At 39.4% G+C, this 18,352-nt stretch carries 17 protein-coding genes; all 17 read left to right on the top strand.

Annotation, left to right across the window (positions count from 1 at the left end):
* Position 1: 1 nt before the first annotated feature.
* The 17 genes from KHY58_RS02530 (at position 2) to KHY58_RS02450 (ending at position 18,339) form a co-directional block, all read left to right on the top strand.
* Positions 2-1,885, top strand: coding sequence for a TIGR03960 family B12-binding radical SAM protein (locus KHY58_RS02530; RefSeq protein ID WP_278471786.1), 1,884 nt, complete (start codon positions 2-4; stop codon positions 1,883-1,885).
* The gene (locus tag KHY58_RS02525) at positions 1,857-2,552 is read left to right on the top strand and encodes a TIGR03936 family radical SAM-associated protein (RefSeq protein ID WP_316591821.1); all 696 of its coding nucleotides are present in this window, start codon (positions 1,857-1,859) and stop codon (positions 2,550-2,552) included. Before KHY58_RS02530 ends, KHY58_RS02525 begins: the two co-directional genes overlap by 29 nt.
* 34 nt (positions 2,553-2,586) lie before the next feature.
* Positions 2,587-4,014: an Rne/Rng family ribonuclease gene (locus KHY58_RS02520; protein ID WP_004696438.1), complete on the top strand. Its 1,428-nt coding sequence runs from the start codon at positions 2,587-2,589 to the stop codon at positions 4,012-4,014.
* 27 nt (positions 4,015-4,041) lie between these two features.
* Positions 4,042-4,617, top strand: coding sequence for a manganese efflux pump MntP family protein (locus KHY58_RS02515; RefSeq protein WP_278457614.1), 576 nt, complete (start codon positions 4,042-4,044; stop codon positions 4,615-4,617).
* 201 nt (positions 4,618-4,818) lie between these two features.
* Positions 4,819-5,130, top strand: a complete 312-nt coding sequence (gene rplU, locus KHY58_RS02510) for a 50S ribosomal protein L21 (protein WP_004696434.1) — start codon at positions 4,819-4,821, stop codon at positions 5,128-5,130.
* 2 nt (positions 5,131-5,132) lie between these two features.
* Positions 5,133-5,447: a ribosomal-processing cysteine protease Prp gene (locus KHY58_RS02505; RefSeq protein ID WP_008601403.1), complete on the top strand. Its 315-nt coding sequence runs from the start codon at positions 5,133-5,135 to the stop codon at positions 5,445-5,447.
* Positions 5,448-5,459: 12 nt separating this feature from the next.
* Positions 5,460-5,744, top strand: coding sequence for a 50S ribosomal protein L27 (rpmA, locus tag KHY58_RS02500; protein ID WP_004696430.1), 285 nt, complete (start codon positions 5,460-5,462; stop codon positions 5,742-5,744).
* Positions 5,745-5,898: 154 nt separating this feature from the next.
* On the top strand, positions 5,899-6,555 hold the full coding sequence (locus KHY58_RS02495) for an ABC transporter ATP-binding protein (protein ID WP_060919192.1): 657 nt from the start codon (positions 5,899-5,901) through the stop codon (positions 6,553-6,555).
* Positions 6,552-7,316: an ABC transporter permease gene (locus tag KHY58_RS02490; RefSeq protein ID WP_278457613.1), complete on the top strand. Its 765-nt coding sequence runs from the start codon at positions 6,552-6,554 to the stop codon at positions 7,314-7,316. Before KHY58_RS02495 ends, KHY58_RS02490 begins: the two co-directional genes overlap by 4 nt.
* 293 nt (positions 7,317-7,609) lie before the next feature.
* Entirely contained in the window at positions 7,610-8,632 is a 1,023-nt protein-coding gene (locus KHY58_RS02485; RefSeq protein WP_060919190.1) for a FecCD family ABC transporter permease, read from the top strand.
* 1 nt (position 8,633) lies between these two features.
* Positions 8,634-9,632, top strand: a complete 999-nt coding sequence (locus KHY58_RS02480) for a FecCD family ABC transporter permease (protein ID WP_060919189.1) — start codon at positions 8,634-8,636, stop codon at positions 9,630-9,632.
* A 14-nt stretch (positions 9,633-9,646) separates the two neighbouring features.
* On the top strand, positions 9,647-10,456 hold the full coding sequence (locus KHY58_RS02475; protein ID WP_278457610.1) for an ABC transporter ATP-binding protein: 810 nt from the start codon (positions 9,647-9,649) through the stop codon (positions 10,454-10,456).
* A gap of 1 nt (position 10,457) precedes the next feature.
* Positions 10,458-11,546, top strand: coding sequence for an ABC transporter substrate-binding protein (locus KHY58_RS02470; protein WP_278457609.1), 1,089 nt, complete (start codon positions 10,458-10,460; stop codon positions 11,544-11,546).
* 310 nt (positions 11,547-11,856) lie between these two features.
* Positions 11,857-13,275, top strand: coding sequence for a [FeFe] hydrogenase H-cluster radical SAM maturase HydG (gene hydG / locus KHY58_RS02465; protein ID WP_077708570.1), 1,419 nt, complete (start codon positions 11,857-11,859; stop codon positions 13,273-13,275).
* A 194-nt stretch (positions 13,276-13,469) separates the two neighbouring features.
* Positions 13,470-15,452 carry a single-stranded-DNA-specific exonuclease RecJ gene (recJ, locus tag KHY58_RS02460; RefSeq protein ID WP_278471783.1) on the top strand — a complete coding sequence of 661 codons (1,983 nt, stop codon included), beginning with the start codon at positions 13,470-13,472 and terminating at the stop codon, positions 15,450-15,452.
* 11 nt (positions 15,453-15,463) lie between these two features.
* A complete protein-coding gene (locus KHY58_RS02455; protein ID WP_004696424.1) occupies positions 15,464-17,704 on the top strand; it encodes a RelA/SpoT family protein in 2,241 nt (746 codons plus the stop codon).
* Positions 17,704-18,339 (top strand): MBL fold metallo-hydrolase, encoded by a 636-nt coding sequence (locus KHY58_RS02450; RefSeq protein WP_004696422.1) that lies wholly within the window; start codon positions 17,704-17,706, stop codon positions 18,337-18,339. The genes KHY58_RS02455 and KHY58_RS02450 overlap by 1 nt, the downstream gene beginning before the upstream one ends.
* Positions 18,340-18,352 lie beyond the last annotated feature (13 nt).

The raw sequence follows: 18,352 nt of genomic DNA, 5'->3' as shown, positions 1-18,352 counted from the left end.
TATGATTCAATTAGATACGTCATGGTTACAACATGTCCAAAAGCCCGCTCGCTACATGGGCGGCGAATACAATAGTATCGTGAAAGATCACAGTACTGTTGATGTAACTATGGCTTTAGGTTTTCCCGATGTGTACGAAGTGGCCATGAGTCATTTGGGCATCAAGATTTTGTATGGTCTCGTAAACCGTCGTGAAGATGCGGTAGCCGAGCGCGTATTTGCACCGTGGCACGATATGGAAGAGGAAATGCGCAAGCGTAATATTCCATTATTTTCCTTAGAAACACGTACGCCTATTAAAGACTTTGATGTGTTAGCATTTACGCTTCAATATGAAATGAGTTTTACTAACATTTTAAATATGCTCGATTTAGCAGGCATTCCTATGTATGCTAAGGAGCGTGATTTAGATTTTCCACTGCTTGTATGCGGTGGCCCTTGTGCGTATAATGTAGAGCCTATTGCTGATTTCTTTGATATCGTATCCCTCGGTGAATCCGAAGAGTGGGGCGATGAATTCATCGACTTATTTAAAGCAGAAAAAGCCAAAGGCTTCCCAGGTGGCAAAGAAGGCTTTTTGCGTAAAGTAGCCCAAATTCCTGGCACATATTGCCCGGCTTTATACGATGTAGAATACACTGAACAAGGCGATTTTAAATCGATTACGCCGCGTTTCGAAGACGTACCTGCAACCGTTGAGAAACGTATTATAGAGGATGTAGAGAATGTATTCTATCCAACAAAGCCTGTTGTACCGTTCCTTGATATAGTGCATGACCGCGCTGTATTGGAGCTATTCCGTGGCTGTACGCGTGGCTGTCGTTTCTGTCAGGCAGGTATGCTCTATCGTCCAGTTCGTGAAAAGACACCAGAACGTTTGTTGCAAATTGCTAAAGATACGATTGCCAATACGGGGTATAATGAAATATCCTTGATGAGTTTAAGCTCTGCAGACTACTCCAAATTACCTGAGCTTGTAGATATGCTCATGGAAGAGTTTAAAGATAAACAAGTTAGCGTTAGCTTACCGTCCTTGCGTATCGACAGTTTCTCTATCGATATTGCGAAAAAGGTACAGCAAGTGCGCAAGAGTGGTCTTACCTTTGCTCCTGAAGCAGGTACGCAACGAATGCGTGACGTTATCAATAAAGGCGTTAGTGAAGAAGACTTATTGGCGGCCTGTTCTAATGCTTTCAAATCTGGTTGGAATACAGTTAAATTATATTTTATGATGGGCCTTCCTACAGAAACAGACGAAGATTTGGCTGGTATTGCGGATCTTGCGTACAAGGTGCTCGATTTACACCGTGAAATTACAGGGAAGCGAAATGGTTCTGTAACGGTCAGCGTATCCTTCTTCGTGCCAAAAACACATTCTCCATACCAATGGTATGGTCAACAAGATGTAGAGGAAATTCATCGCAAACAACGTTACTTGAAGTCCCTCATCAATAATCGTAACATTTCCTACCACTACCATGATGGCTATACTGGCTACATGGAAGCCGCTTTTGCTCGTGGGGACCGCAGATTGTCCAAAGTTCTCGTAGAGGCTTGGAAGGCAGGTTGTAAATTCGATGGTTGGACCGAGTTCTTTAACTATGAAACTTGGTTGAAAGCATTCGCTGACTGCGGATTGGATCCTGCGTATTTTGCACGTCGTACACGAGATTTCGATGAGCCATTGCCTTGGGATCATTTAGATTGCACCGTAAGTAAAGCTTTCTTAAAACGCGAGTGGGAGCAAGCGGTAGCAGCTAATCTTACAGGCGATTGTCGTCGAGCTCCATGTAAGGGCTGTAATGTATGTCCAGAGCTCAATACAGCTATTATTGACTATAAGGAGGGTGGTAGAGTTGAAAAAGTTACGTTTGGCCTTAAATAAAGGCGAAGAATTACGATTCCTGTCACACCTTGATTATGCTCAAGCTGTAGAGCGGATGATACGTCGAGCAGAAATTAAAATGGCGTACTCTGAAGGGTTTAACCCTCACATGAAAATTAGCTTCTCCTCTGCACTCGCCTTAGGCGTAACCGCAGCGGCTGAATATATTGATATGGATGTGCTTGAAGAGGATAGTTTAGAGTCCATTATAGACCGTTTAAACCGTGTAGCGCCTCCTGGTCTTGAGGTTCTAGATGGTAAAGAAATGCCTGAAAAGGTGAAAAAGATGATGGCCATCTGTAACTTTGCTATCTATGAGGTAACAGGCCCTGTGACAGATGAAAATGCTGATTGGGATGCGTTACTCAAACCTTTTAATGAAGCAACGGAAATTTCTTATGAAAAGGTAACACCTAAGAAAACTCGTACCATTGATGTAAAAGAGTTTGTAAAAGAACCAATCGTAGCATCTGTTAAAGACGGTATGGTGATACTTACAATGGGCATCGGCATTTATCCGCAAGGGACTATTAAACCTAGCGAAGTGTGGAATCTTGGTAAAAATCAGTATAATTGGCCTATTACTTCAGATTACGAAATTCATCGTAAAGCAATTATAGTAGAAAACGAAGAAGGCCGTTATACGCCTTTAGAGATTAATTACTAATTATAATTTAGATGACAAAGAAGGGAGGGATAGGATGCATAAAATTTTGGTCAATGTTATGCGCGAAGAAATTCGTATGGCTGTTATAGACGAAGAAGGACAGCTAGTGGACTTTGTCTTGGAGCGTACCGATGAGTCTCATATGGCAAATCATATGTACAAAGGCACAGTAAAGAACGTATTAAATGGTATGCAAGCGGCCTTTGTTGATATTGGGGGCTCTCAAAATGCGTACTTGAACCTGCAACAAGGGAAGGAACAGAAAATCTTGCCACGCTTATCTGTGGGGCAACAAATCCTCGTTCAAGTAGTGAAAGAAGAAATGCTTGGTAAAGGTGCCCGCGTGACTGCAGACGTCAGTTTGGCCGGTCGTTTTATGGTACTATTACCATATTCTGAAGGCATGCATATTTCCAAGAAAATTACAGACGAAACCATGCGCAGTAAACTACAAGAATTGGCAGCCCCTTATGTACAAGAAGGTTGCGGTTTTATCATTCGCACTGCAGCAGCTAAGGCCAGTGCCGATGAAATCGGTCGCGATATGGAGTATCTGTGGCGGACCTGGCAACATGTGTTGAAGCGCTTTAAGGTGGCTAAGAGCGGTACTGATTTATATAGTGACGCGGATTTCTGGTTCCGCCTTGTACGGGACTATGCGCATCGCAATGTAGAGGAAATCATCGTCGATTCCGATATGGGAGAATCCCGATTGCTGGACCTCTTAGGGCATGGACCTACGTCACAACAAATTAAAGTAACACGTCATCGTGATAGCACACCGATTTTTAAAGCAAATCACATTGAACCTCAATTGGAAGATCTTATCTCTCGCGATATTAATCTTCCTTCTGGTGGTTCAATCCGTATTGACCATACGGAGGCCCTCACAGTATTTGATGTAAACTCTGCTCATTACACTGGTAAATCTAATAAGCTGGAAGATTTAGCTTTCACAGTCAATAAAGAAGCGGCAAAAGAAATCTGTCGTCAATTGCGCTTGCGCGATATTGGCGGTATCATTGTGGTTGATTTCATCGATATGAAAGATAAAGAGCATCAACAAGAATTGTTAAAATTGTTGGGGGTACAAGCTAAGTTAGATAAAATGAAAACTGTTGTATGCGGCATTAGTTCGCTTGGCCTCGTAGAGATGACCCGAAAGCGAGCTCGCCAAGGCTTGCAAACCTTGATGTTTGATACATGCCCTCAATGTGGTGGTACGGGCTATATGTTGTCAGGGCGTACTGTATATATGCAGATTGTGCGTCGTATCCGCGAGTTATTTAAATCGGGACGTATTAAAACAGATTTAGAACTCGAAGTTCATCCGGAGGTAGCTCAGTATTTAACAAAGGCTGTTCTCGTGGATTTGGGTGAGTCTATAGGGCGCAAGATTTCTATTGTGGTAAATCCACAAATTAGCCGTGAAGGGTATTCCCTGATGGCTGTCACTGAATAATATGTAGTTTGTTTATAGAGGAGTACCGTGTCTGTATTTGAAATTATATTAATTAGTATAGGCCTAGCGATGGATGCCTTTGGTGTATCTATCGGTAAGGGGCTGACAATGCCTGTAGGTGAGAATGGTCGCAAGGTAACCTTGGCATTTCTTTTTGGTTTGTTCCAGTTTCTTATGCCTCTTATTGGTTGGCTCATCGGTCGTCAATTTATCGATGTGATTGCTGATTGGGACCACTGGATTATCTTTGGCCTTCTTGGTTATTTAGGTATCGCTATGATCAGAGAGGGACTTAGCGATGATGATGAAGAGGACGATGATAAGCAATTCTTGGGTGTCTGGGAAATGATGATGCTCTCCGTAGCGACTAGCTTTGATGCAATGGCTGTAGGACTGACCTTTGCATTCTTACCTATTAATGTATGGAAAGCATCTACGATGATTGGTGTTATTACCTTTGGTATATCTTTAGTGGGTGTTTACTTAGGTAAATTTATGGGCCGATTTGTTGGAAAATATGCAGATATAGTAGGTGGCGGTGTATTGATCCTCATCGGTACAAAGATACTTTTACAACATCTTGGGATTATTGGAGAATTTTAAGGTATATATATGTGAAAGTGTTAGAAACTGAGCGGATTCTGTTGATTTTTGTTTGACATGACTGTGTAAATAGGATATACTATATCAGTATTAGTTCGGTTTACTGAACTTTGCAATCCGCGTGAAGCAGGTTTAAACGCCCGACCGAAGTTCGGGTCGGGATACCGAATTCAGCGAGTTCGATAACAAGGAGGTGTTCTCATGTACGCAATTATTAAAACTGGTGGTAAACAATATCGCGTTGCTGAAGGCGATGTAATTACTATCGAAAAATTGGAAGCAGCTGCTGACGAGTCCGTTACATTCGAAGAAGTTTTGACTGTAGTGAATGACGGCGACGTTAAAGTTGGCGCTCCTCTTGTAAACGGTGCAAAAGTTACAGGTACAGTTCTTGAGCATGGTAAAGGTAAAAAAATCTTAGTATTCAAATACAAAGCTAAATCCAACTACCGTCGTCGTCAAGGCCATCGTCAACCGTTCACAAAAGTTCGTATTGAATCTATCCAAGCTTAATTATGGTTTCCATTGGAATCCAGCGGAATAGTGATGGCCAAGTAGTTGGTTGTCATATGTCCGGTCATGCAGGATATGATGAACATGGCTTCGATATCGTATGTGCCGCAGTGTCCGCCTTGTCGGCAACGGCAATGTTAGGACTCACCCAAATTGCTCGACAAGAAGGGGAGTATACGAATAGCGAAGGTCAATGTGATATAGTTCTCTCTGGTACGATTAATCAGAGTGGACAGGATATTCTGGGGACTATGCTTCTCGGTTTGGAGGAAATTAGCCGTCAATATCCAGAGTTTGTCCAAATTCACGAAATATAGGAGGTGAACTTAATGTTTACTTTTGATTTGCAATTGTTCGCACATAAAAAAGGTGTGTCCAGTACTCGTAACGGTCGTGACAGTGAATCTAAACGTCTTGGTGTTAAATGCCATGATGGTTCCATCGTAAAGAGCGGTAACATCATCGTTCGTCAACGTGGTACTCACTTCCACCCTGGTACTAACGTAGGTATCGGTAAAGATGACACTTTATTTGCACTTGTGCCTGGTAAAGTAGCATTTGAACGTGCTGGTCGTTATAACCGTAAAGTTAGCGTATACCCTGTAGAAGCTTAATTTTATAAGACTATTAATCCCTAGTGGTTTCCACTAGGGGTTTTTTGTTGCTTATTTTTGTTTATTATGGTGTAAGTTGTATTGGTATAATATAATATAGTTTAAAGTGATTATTAAATATATCATAGAGTCTTGAAATATGATCGGAGGCATTATGGCACTATTAGAGTTATCTAATATATCCTATGTTGTAAAAGAAAAGTCTATTATCCGTGATGTATCTCTATCTGTACATGAAGGAGAGTATCTCACTATTGTAGGTCCTTCTGGTAGTGGTAAAAGTACACTTTTAAAATTATGCAGTGATTTAATTAGCCCTACCTCAGGGATTATTACTTATAATGGGCGTGATTTAGCCACTATAGATCCAGAAAGTTATCGTAAAGAGGTTGGTTATTGCTTTCAAAGACCTTACTTGTTTGCAAAAACGGTGCGTCGTAATATTTTGTTCCCTTATGATATTCGAGGTATGGAACCTGATATGATTCGTATCAAATATCTTTTCGATTTACTTCATATGCCTATCGAATATCTTGAGCGCCGTAATGATGAATTATCTGGTGGAGAAATGCAACGGATTTGTCTTATTCGCAGTCTTATCTTTGAACCTAAAGTATTGCTTTTAGATGAGGTAACCTCTGCATTAGACGCTGTCAATACGGCTATTGTAGAACAGGTAATCGGTGAGCTCCATAAAAATGGAATGACCATCATAGCAATTACACATAGTGAGGAACAAAGCCTACGCATGTCTAATCGTCGTATTACAATTGTAGATGGATCATTAGCTAAAGAGGAGGTATTACGATGAGTCAATTTCATGCTATTTCAGCCACGTCATTATGCCTTGCATCTACATTAGTTATTATCAGTATGTTTATGTCCTATCAGCAGGAGTTGAAGTTAGAGAAAGATATTTTTATAAGTGCTTTGCGGGCTACCATACAGTTATTTGTTATAGGTTTTATTTTAGCTTATATTTTTAGTACCGAAAGTCCTATATTTATAATTGGTTTATTAGGATTTATGGCTATCAATGCGGCCTATAATTCTTCTAAGCGGGGAAAGGGAATTCCTTATGCTCTGTGGATTTCTTGGTTTGCTATAACCGTAGGTGCAAGTATTACTTTAACGATTTTGCTTTTAACGGGCGTGCTTAATTTTACTGCTTATCAAGTGATTCCTGTTGGTGGTATGGTCATTAGTGGTGCTATGGTAGCGATTGGGCTTTGTTATCGCCAAATGCTATCAAATTTTGAATTGCGTCAACAAGAGGTAGAGATTAAACTAGCGCTAGGAAGTACACCTAAGCAAGCGTCAAAAGCCATCGTGCGAGATGTTATAAAGACTGGATTGCAGCCAACTGTGGATAGTGCTAAGACCTTAGGAATTGTGGCTTTACCAGGGATGATGACAGGTCTTATTTTAGCGGGGATGCCCCCGCTTGAAGCTGTAAAATATCAAATGATTGTGACATTTATGAGTTTATCTACCATATCGATTGCTTGCTTTATTACTTGTCAATTAGCGTATAAAACATTTTTTAATAATAGGAATCAATTAAATAGGTAAATTTAGTGCTTTAAATATATTTTATTGTACATCAAATCAGAATATTTACTCATAACTTAGAGTAGTAGCCTTAAGGTTACTGCTCTTTTTTTATAGAAATAATGTTTATATATGATTATAGGAATAAAAATTGTTGGATATAATTCTGTATAGTTATAAAGATTTACTTATTTTGTTTTTAACATTGCATTATTGCTATAAATGATACTGAGATTTATTATTGAAATAGATAGAGCATTGTTGATATAATGTATCAGTAAATTCTATAGTATTTCGTATTGTAAGGAGTTCTTATGAGCAATTATGACGTAGAAACAAGGGGAGGGCGTGCAGCTAAAACTACGCTACTAGGTATATTAGCCTTAGCTATTTTAATTGCCACATCTCTTGGTTCACTCTTCATTGGGATACGCTATATCAGCATAGATGATATTACTCTATCCTTTACCAACTATGATCCTAATAGTATAGGACAGATGATCGTTCAAACATTGCGCCTGCCACGTATGATAGCAGGTATCGTTGTAGGTATTAGCTTTGCCGTATCAGGTGCACTGATGCAAGGTGTTACCAATAATTCTATGGCAAGTCCTTCTATTTTGGGGATTAATGCAGGTGCTAGTTTTGGTCTAGCTGTTGGAATGATTTTATTTCCTTATTTAACCTTAAATGGAAGTATTTTATTTTCCTTTGCTGGGGCTGCGTTGGCAACACTATTTATTTTAGCTCTTGCTAAACGCGTAGGTGGTAAAGCTACCCCTGTATATCTTGCACTTGCAGGTACGGCTATTAGTGCAGTATTTGTAGCTGTTACACATATGCTTGTTGTGTACTTCCAAGTAGCACAAGAATTAAGCTTCTGGACTGCCGGCGGTATAAGCGGTATTCGCATGGAACAAGTATTACTCGTATTACCTTGGACTATTGTTGGTATTCTTATTGCTATGTACGTATCAAAATCTGTTACGCTTTTAAGCTTTGGTGAAGAGGTGGCGATTGGTCTAGGTAGTAATTTAAATCGCGTCCGTGTGTTATCTGGTTTGACAGTACTTATTCTTAGCGGTTCTGCTGTTGCTCTAGCCGGTCCTATCGGTTTTGTAGGTCTCGTCATTCCACATATAACACGTAAACTGGTGGGCATCGATTATCGACTAGTAATTCCATTCTCTGCACTTTTTGGTGCGGTTCTTGTTATGATTGCAGACGTTGTGGCTCGTATCATAAATCCTCCATTTGAAACACCATTAGGTGCCATTACTGCGCTCGTAGGGGTTCCATTCTTTATTTATTTAGCAAATCGTAAGGGAGGGAAATAAGATGAAAAAACGCTTTTTTGCCTACTCTTTCGTTATGACACTTATATTATTAGGTGCTATATATGGACATCTTCATACAGGATTTAGCGATATGTCTACATCTGATCTTATTCGCATTCTTTTTGGCGGTGGTAATGATGTAGAAAACCTCACGGTTTTTGATTTTCGTTTAGTTCGTACCATCTTGGCTGTATTTATTGGTATGGGCCTTGCTATGTCTGGTGCGATTTTCCAAACTATATCTCGTAATGAATTGGCTAGCCCAAGCTTGTTAGGCGTAAATGCTGGTGCTGGCTTAGGTGTAGTTCTTTTAGTGTATTTTGCAGGTTCTACAACGGCGTGGGGGATTTGGACATTACCAACTGTTGCCGTAGCTGGTGCTGTTGTGGCAGCGCTTTTAATTTATCTTTTATCTTGTCGAGGCCGCGATATTATTTCGCCATATCGTTTAATCTTAACAGGTATTTCTATGAGCGCAGGGTTCCATGCATTGCAAGTCTTACTCGTAACGCGTTTGGACCCTAATAAATTTTATTTAGTTAATACCTGGACAATCGGTACCATTTCGGGTAATACCTGGGAGCACGTATGGGTGCTTGTACCAGTTGTCATTGTATTATCACTTATTCTCTATGCTCGTTATATGGAGTTAAATTTATTAAGCTTAGCTGATGAAACGGCGATTGGTCTTGGCGTACATATAAATCGCTCTAGATTCGTATACTTAATTATTGCAGTTCTTTTATCTGGGTTCTGTGTAGCTATCGGTGGTAGTATTGGTTTTGTAGGGCTTATTTCCCCTCACATTGCACGTCGTTTAGTTGGTGCCGACCATGCGTATTTCTTGCCGTTAACAGGTCTAATTGGCGCTATTTTAGTGGTCACTGCCGATTGGATTGGCCGAGCCATTATTGCGCCTGACGAAATCCTCTTAGGCATTATTGTAGCCTTAATCGGGGCACCATACTTCTTGTATATTTTAGCGAAAACAAAAGCGTAAAAGGGGAGATATAAATGAAATTAGAAATTAATAACTTAACCACAGGTTACGGTGATACAAAAATTATAGAAAACTTGAATCTTACAATTCCAGAAGGTAAAGTGACCGCATTGATTGGTGCTAATGGTTGTGGTAAGTCTACATTGTTAAAAACAATTTGTCGTATTATTCGTCCCATGGATGGTGATGTATTATTAGATGGTAAGTCTATTGGTGATTACAATAGTCGTGAATTAGCGAAGAAGGTTGCTATTTTACCTCAAAATCCTACAGCACCTGGTGAAATCACTGTTCGCGAACTTGTTATGTATGGACGTGCACCGCATCAAGGTAGCCTTTTTGCTCGTACTACAAAGGAAGATAAAGAAATTGTAGAGTGGGCTTTAAAAGAAACTGAATTACTATCATTTGCAGATCGTGGTATTACGCACATGTCTGGCGGTCAACGCCAACGAGCTTGGATTGCTATGGCTATTGCACAAAATACAGATATTTTGTTTCTTGATGAACCGACGAGCTTTCTTGATGTATCTCACCAAATGGATGTATTGCATTTAGTAGAGCATTTAAATAAAACATATAATAAGACGATTATTATGGTTATTCATGAACTTAATGAAGCAGCTCGTTTTGCTGATTATTTAGTAGCTATGAAAGATGGAAAAATTCAGTACGAAGGTACTCCTCATGATATTTTCCATAACGAGATGTTAAAGGATGTATTTGGTGTAGATTCTACGATTATGAATGATCCTAAGACGGATCGTCCGTTCTGTATTCCTTATTCTATGAAGAATTATGACCATACGGCACGTGAGGTGTAGTATGAAGCGATTGTTACTGTCAAGCTTAATAGGAGCTTGTGTAATTATGGGGATTGCCGGTTGCGGACCTCAACAAAATGGCATGACTCATGAAGCTATCTATGCTAGCCTTGATGATAAGATGAAAGCTGCCCTAGAACGATCTAATGATCCAAAGGAAATTGATAAAGAGTTTAAGAAGCGATTAACGGCTATCCAAAAGGCAGCAGATAAAATTGTTACTGTTGAAGGAGATAAGATTATTGTCACTCATAAGCTCGGGACAACAGTTATGCCCAAAGAACATAAACGTATCGTGGTTGTTCGGACAGAAGATCCTATGATTGCATTAGATGAATCTTTTATAGGGGCAAATTTTAATGAAAAAAGCTATCTTTATAATGAATTAAGTAATCGTAATGTTCAAAATTTTAGTATTAATGATGAAACAAAGACTATCAACTATGAGCAGATTCAGGCTTTAAAACCGGATTTGATTATTATGCGTGACTCTTATGGCAAAGCGGCATATAATGCACTTTCTAAAATTGCTCCAACCATTTCTGTCAACGTAAATAAGGAAGAAGTTGCACTACTAACTATTGCTAAAGCACTTGGGGTCCCTGAAAAAGGGGAAGCTCGTTTGAAAGAATATTATTCACAGGCTAAGAAAACACGGATAGCTTTAGCTGAACATATGCAAGGGGAAACCGTAGCTTTTCTAAGAATTTTAAATAAAGAAATACGATTGTATCCGTATATGAAAAGCGATTTGAATGTCTTTATGGCTGAATTACTTAATATTAAACCGCCTGATATGGTATTAGAAACAGAACTTAACCCTACGAACAATGCGATTTCTTTAGAGCGATTACCCGATCTTGATGCAGGCTATTTAATCGTTTCTGCTGGTTACGGTGCTTCTAGTGCTAATAATCAAGGTGTAGCAGACCAACGATTGGCAAATCTTAAAAAAGATGAGTTGTGGAAAAATTTGCCTGCTGTAAAAGCCGATCATGTATTGCAAGTGGATAGTACTTTGTGGATGGCCCATGGTATTATTGCGAAAGAACGTGCTATGAAAGAGCTGTATGATACATGGGGAGAATAGGACTAAATACATTTGTAATATATAGTTAGTACTATTATGTAAGGGTTTATCTCGTGTAAAAATACATACATACATTTTAGTCATGTTCGATATAGATAATCGATATAGATTAGAAACTCCCATGATATAAAGGTTGCTTCCTCTTATGAGGTGGCAACCTTTTTGCATGTATCAAATTCCTGTGCTTTTTAGTAGGAATAGTGGTATACTATGTACAGTATCAGTGAAATACCAGAAGACTGGTTGTCATATACTTTCATAAACCTAAAGAGGGGTGGCATTGCCACTAGAAAGATTTGAGGTAAGTACTATGTATGATGTAAAATCTCCAAAGGCGGAGGAATTTATTTCCCATCAGGAAATCCTTGACACACTTGCCTATGCAGAGGAAAACAAGGAAAATAGGGAGTTGTTAGATGCTATTTTAGCGAAAGCTGCTACATTTAAGGGATTAAACCACCGAGAAGCAGCAGTTCTCTTAGAATGTCCGTTACCTGAATATAAGGAAAAGCTTTTTGCTTTAGCAAAGGAAATCAAGAAGGCTATCTACGGCGATCGTATTGTTCTATTTGCACCGTTATACTTGTCTAACTATTGTATCAATGGATGTGTGTATTGTCCGTACCACTCCAAAAACCGCGATATTAAACGTAAAAAATTAACGCAAGACCAAATCAGAGAAGAGGTTATTGCGTTAGAAGCGATGGGCCATAAGCGTATTGTAATTGAGTCTGGTGAAGATCCTCTTAATAATCCACTGGAATATATTTTGGAATCCATCAAGACGATTTACAGTATCAAAAATAAAAATGGTGAAATCCGCCGTGTAAACGTAAATATTGCAGCTTGTTCCGTTGAGGACTACAAAAAATTACATGAAGCTGGTATTGGCACGTATACATTATTCCAAGAAACATATAATAAAGAAAACTATGAAGCTTTACATCCTACAGGCCCTAAGAGCGACTACGCCTACCATACAGAGGCGATGGACCGCGCTATGCAAGGTGGTATTGATGATGTAGGCATCGGAGTTCTTTATGGTTTGGAACATTATAAATACGATTTCGTTGGTTTGTTGATGCACGCAGAACATTTAGAGGCTGTGTATGGGGTAGGTCCACATACTATTTCTGTACCTCGTATTTGTCCAGCGGATGATATCGATGTAGATGATTTCAGTAATGCTGTACCTGATGATGTATTTGAAAAAATTGTTGCTCTTATCCGCGTCTCCACACCGTATACAGGTATGATTATGTCCACTCGTGAAAGTCAATCCATGCGTGAACGTGGCTTGGCATTAGGTATCTCCCAAATTAGTGGTGGATCTCGTACTAGTGTAGGTGGTTACAAAGAAGAAGAAAAGCCAGAAGATAATACGGCACAATTCGATCGTAGTGATACGCGTACATTAGATGAAATCGTTAACTGGTTGCTAGACCTTGGGTATGTTCCAAGCTTCTGTACTGCTTGTTATCGTGCAGGTAGAACTGGGGATCGATTCATGGCTCTTGCAAAATCCGGTCAAATTCACAACTGTTGTCAACCAAATGCGTTGATGACATTGAACGAATATATCATGGATTACGGCAATGATGAAACTAAGGCTCATGGTTCTAAGGTTATTGAACAACAGTTAGAAAATATCAAAAATGATTTAGTTAAAGATAAAGCTAAAGCTTATATTGCACAGATGAAAGACGGCGAACGGGACTTCCGGTTCTAAGGAATTCACTGATATGGAGCCTCCTATTGATAATGGGAGGCTCTTTCTTGTTGAGAAAATAGCAAGATTTAAATGAGAATAAAATATATAAAATAGTTTATTTTATTTGCATTTTAAGGTATAATAAATAAAAATGATAATGATAATACGTTGAATTCAAGAATAATATTGATTATAAACTACTGAGGGATATGATGATTAAGAAAAAACGTTGGCGCCTTTGTAAAGGTGATCAAGAGAAAGAGAATATCTTAATCCGTGAACTTGGTGTAAACCCTATTGTGGCTAAATTAATGGTGAATCGTCACATTGATGTAGACGAAGGTCGTCAGTTTTTACAAGGTACTTTGTCAGATTTGTTAGATCCATTTACATTAAAAGATATGGATGTGGCTGTTTCACTAGTTCTGGAAACAATTGAAAGTCACAAACCAATCGTCATTTATGGTGATTATGATGTAGATGGTATTACTGCAACATCAGTACTTTATCGATTTTTAAAGAAATTAGGTGCCGATGTTACCTATTACATACCAGAACGTCAAAGTGAAGGGTATGGCCTCAATTTAGAGGCTTTAGAGCACCTTATTGAACGGGGAACGGCTTTAGTCATTACTGTAGACTGCGGCATTAGTTCTTACGATATTGTAGAGGCTGTACGAGACCGCATCGATATGATTATTACGGATCACCATACGGCTCCTGATATGATTCCACGAGCAAAGGCCGTTATAAATCATAAGCAAAAGGATTGTCCATATAAGGATAAAAACTTATCTGGCGTAGGGGTTGCTTTCAAATTATGCCAAGCCTTGTGGCTTACAAAGCACGGAGAATGGTACTTAGATGATTTAGATATCGTTGCACTTGGCACTGTGGCCGATGTAGTACCTTTGGTCGGTGAGAACCGCATCATTGTGAAATCAGGCCTTGAGAAGATGAATAGGGAACCTAATTTAGGAATTAAAAAGCTTATTGGTGTAGCTGGGCTCCATGAACGAACTATTACATCTGGACATATTGGTTTTACCTTAGCACCTCGTCTTAATGCAGCGGGTCGCGTAACGCATGCAACGCGTGCGGTCGAACTACTTGTGACCGATGACGAGGATATAGTAGAGGCAATTGCGGATGAACTAAATGAAACGAATCGTGAACGACAAGAGTTAGAACGAAATATTCATGAGTTAGCTCGTGTTGATGTAGCTAATCAAGGACATAAAGCTGATTATGTAACTATTGTGGCCGGCGAAGAGTGGCATCCAGGAGTCATTGGTATTGTTGCTTCTCGTCTAGTAGAGGAGTTTTACAAACCAACCTTAGTTATCAGTATTCATGATGGCATTGGTAAAGGCTCGTGCCGTAGTATAGATGGCTTTAACATATATGATGCATTAAAATCTTGTGAGGATATCTTGCTACAGTTTGGCGGGCATGCTGCGGCAGCAGGCTTTAGCATCGATGCAAATCGTATTGATGAGTTACGAGAACGGTTAACCAAGTATTGCAAAGCAGTTATTACAGATGAGGAATATATTCCTGTGGTTGCTATTGATGCGGAACTACCTGTTGATGATATCGATGTCGATATCATTGACCGCGTATCAGACCTTGAACCTTATGGGATGGCCAATAGCACGCCAGTCTTTGCTATTATGGAAGCTACCGTGCAAGATATTATGCTCATGGGCCAATTAAAAAATCATTGTAAGATAATATTTGAAACTTCGAATGGTACATTAGATGCTATAGCTTGGAATCGTCCAGACTTATTTAAATCTATCTTTATGGGAACTGTGGTAAAAGTGGCTTTTTCCTTGCAAAAGAATGAATGGCAAGGTATGGTTTCTCCGCAACTCATGATTCAAGCTATTGAACCATTGACTGAAGAGCCGATTAAGCTTTCTACAGAAGGGCTTAGACAAATGTATGTCATAATAAAACAGTCCATGCGAGGTCGTAGTCAATCGGTTTATAATGTAGAACAAGATATATTGCGCCGTAAGCCGGCAGATCAGAATAATCGCAGTGCTCTAACATCTATTGATGTATTTAAAGAATTGGGCATTGTTGAAGAATATACAAGTGATGATGGTCAATTAATGCTTAGATGGAACGCCATTGAAGGAAAATTAGATCTTGTCACATCCGTAACATTCCTTACTTATAGTGTATAGGAGGTGACATCATGACAACTGTAAATGAAGAAGGCAAAGCTTTGGTGGAACAAAGTACATTTGATAAAAGTAAAGCCTTAGCCGAGTTTATGGAGTATATCCATACGTATTTAACAGATGATGAGTGTGACCAAGTATTGAAAGCTTTTGAGCTTGCTGATAAGGCTCATGAAGGTCAGTTTAGAGCTTCCGGTGAACCGTATATTATGCATCCTTTAGCTGTAGCTGATATTTTGGCACATTTACAAATCGACCATATTACACTCATGGCAGCTCTTATGCATGATGTGGTTGAAGATACATCTTACTCGAAGGAAGACCTAGAGGAGATGTTTGGCTCTGAAGTAGCATTCCTCGTTGATGGGGTAACAAAATTAAACCAATTCCAGTATGAAACAAAAGAAGATCGCCAAATGGAAAACTATCGAAAGATGATTTTAGCTATGGCGAAGGACGTACGTGTCGTAGTTATTAAATTGGGTGATCGCTTACATAATATGCGCACCTTAAAGCATATGCGTAGTGACAAACAAAAACGTATTGCTAAGGAAACCCTAGAAATCTTTGCACCTTTGGCACATCGTCTTGGTATCTTCAATGTGAAATGGGAGTTGGAAGATTTATCCTTCCGTTATTTAGAGCCGGAAAAATACTATGATCTAGTCGATCAAATGAAACAAAAACGCCAAGTCCGGGAAGACATTGTTAATGATACGATGAGGCAACTTACAAAGGCCTTAAGTGAAGCCCATATTAAGGCGGATATCAAAGGTCGTCCAAAACACTTCTACAGTATTTATAAGAAGATGAAAAAGGACAATCGTGATTTATCCCAAATTTATGATTTGCTTGCCGTTCGTGTAATTGTTGATAGCATTCCTGATTGTTATGCAGTACTTGGCATTGCACATAGCTTGTGGAAGCCATTGCCTTATCGCTTCAAAGATTATATTTCCATGCCGAAGTCTAATATGTATCAATCCTTGCATACAACCGTTATCGGCACGATGGGGCAACCGGTAGAGATTCAAATCCGTACTTGGGAAATGCACCGTGTATCTGAATATGGTGTGGCTGCTCACTGGCGATATAAAGAAGGAAATAAAAACGGCGATAAAGAATTTGATCAAAAGGTTGCATGGCTGCGCCAGGTTCTTGAATGGCAAGATACTAGTAATCCAACAGAACTCGTTAATGCTTTGAAATTAGACGTTTTCTCTGGTGAGGTATTTGTATTTACGCCAAAGGGTGACGTTGTTAAGTTGCCAATAGGCTCTGTACCGCTTGACTTTGCCTATCGAGTTCATACCGATGTAGGTCATCATTGTGTTGGTGCTAAGGTAAACGGCAAAATTGTGCCGTTGGATTATACCTTGCAAAATGGTGATATTGTTGATATCATCACATCCAAAACAGGTCGTCCTAGCCTTGATTGGTTGAATATCGTAGGTTCTTCTGAAAGTAAGAGTAAAATTCGTAATTGGTTCAAGCGTGAAAATAAAGCTGAAAATATTGAAAAAGGCTTAGAAGCTCTTGAAAAAGAAGCAAAACGATTGAATCATAATTGGAAAGAATTATGTGCAGACAACCGTTTACAACATGTAACGAAACAACTTAAAGCCGGTACAGAAGAGGAAATGTTTGCAGCCTGTGGCTATGGCGGCATTCCTGTAAGCACTGTTCTCTTGCGTTTAATTGAACTTTATAAAAAGTCTAAAGAGGTAGAGGAATCTAAGCGCAGTACAGAGCAAATTATTGAGAAATTAAAATCTCAAGGACAAAAGAAAACTAAAAATGGCACTGGTGTTCTCGTAAAAGGTGAAGCTGGTGTGATGGTGCGTATGGCAAAATGCTGTAATCCTGTACCTGGTGATGATATTATAGGTTACATAACCCGTGGTCGTGGTGTTTCTATTCACCGCTGTGATTGCCCTAGCATGGGACATTCTCCTGAAGACTTAGAGCGGATGATAGAAGTCTCTTGGGACGGTTCTTCTGGAGAATCTTTCCATGTAGGCATTGATATTCAGGCTTATGATCGAGCTGGCATTCTCATGGAGGTTATGGCGGTGCTTTCAGAATTGAAAATCACCATTACTAACATCAATGCTAAGGTTCAAGAAGATACAAAAAATGTAAGCATCAATTTGGTGGTTGATATTCGGGATATTTCGCAACTAGATTTCGTAATGACTAAATTGCGTCGTATTCGTGAAGTGTATACTGTTCAACGTAGTAAAGGAGGGGCTTAATGAGCGAACAACAATTAGTGCTTATGCGCATGCCTTTAGGTCCATTAGGAACAAATTGCTATGTTATCGGTGATAAAGCGATAGGTGAAGCTTTCATTATCGATCCTGCAACAGCTGAAGTACTAGATGCGCTAAAAAAACATGACTTAAAGCCGAAGGCGGTTGTACTGACACATGGACATGGAGATCATATTGGTGGCATTCAAGAAATTGTAAACACCTATCATGTGCCTGTATATATTCATAAAGGCGATGTACCGTATTTATCTGATCCTGAACTTAATCTTAGTGCTTATAGCAATCCAACGCCAATTAAGGTAAAAGCGGAAATCATCGAGGTTAAACAAGGTGATCATATTACATGTGGTGATATCGATCTTGAGGTGCTTGAAACACCAGGTCATACGCCAGGAGGGGTGTGTTATTACATGGAAGGTCTTGTATTTGTAGGGGATACTCTATTCAGAGATTCCGTAGGCCGTACAGATTTTCCAAATGGTTCTTATGAGATCCTGATATCATCGATTAAGACTCAGCTATATAGATTGCCTGATAATACAATGGTTTATCCTGGTCATGGACCGGAAACAAATATAGGGTATGAAAAACAATACAACCCATTCGTTGGTCAGTAGGTTTAAACGAATT

This window comes from Veillonella parvula (assembly GCF_018366295.1).
Classification (GTDB): Bacteria; Bacillota; Negativicutes; order Veillonellales; family Veillonellaceae; genus Veillonella; species Veillonella parvula_P.
The sequence above is the reverse complement of the archived record's forward strand: the minus strand, read 5'-3'. Positions and strand labels throughout refer to the sequence as shown.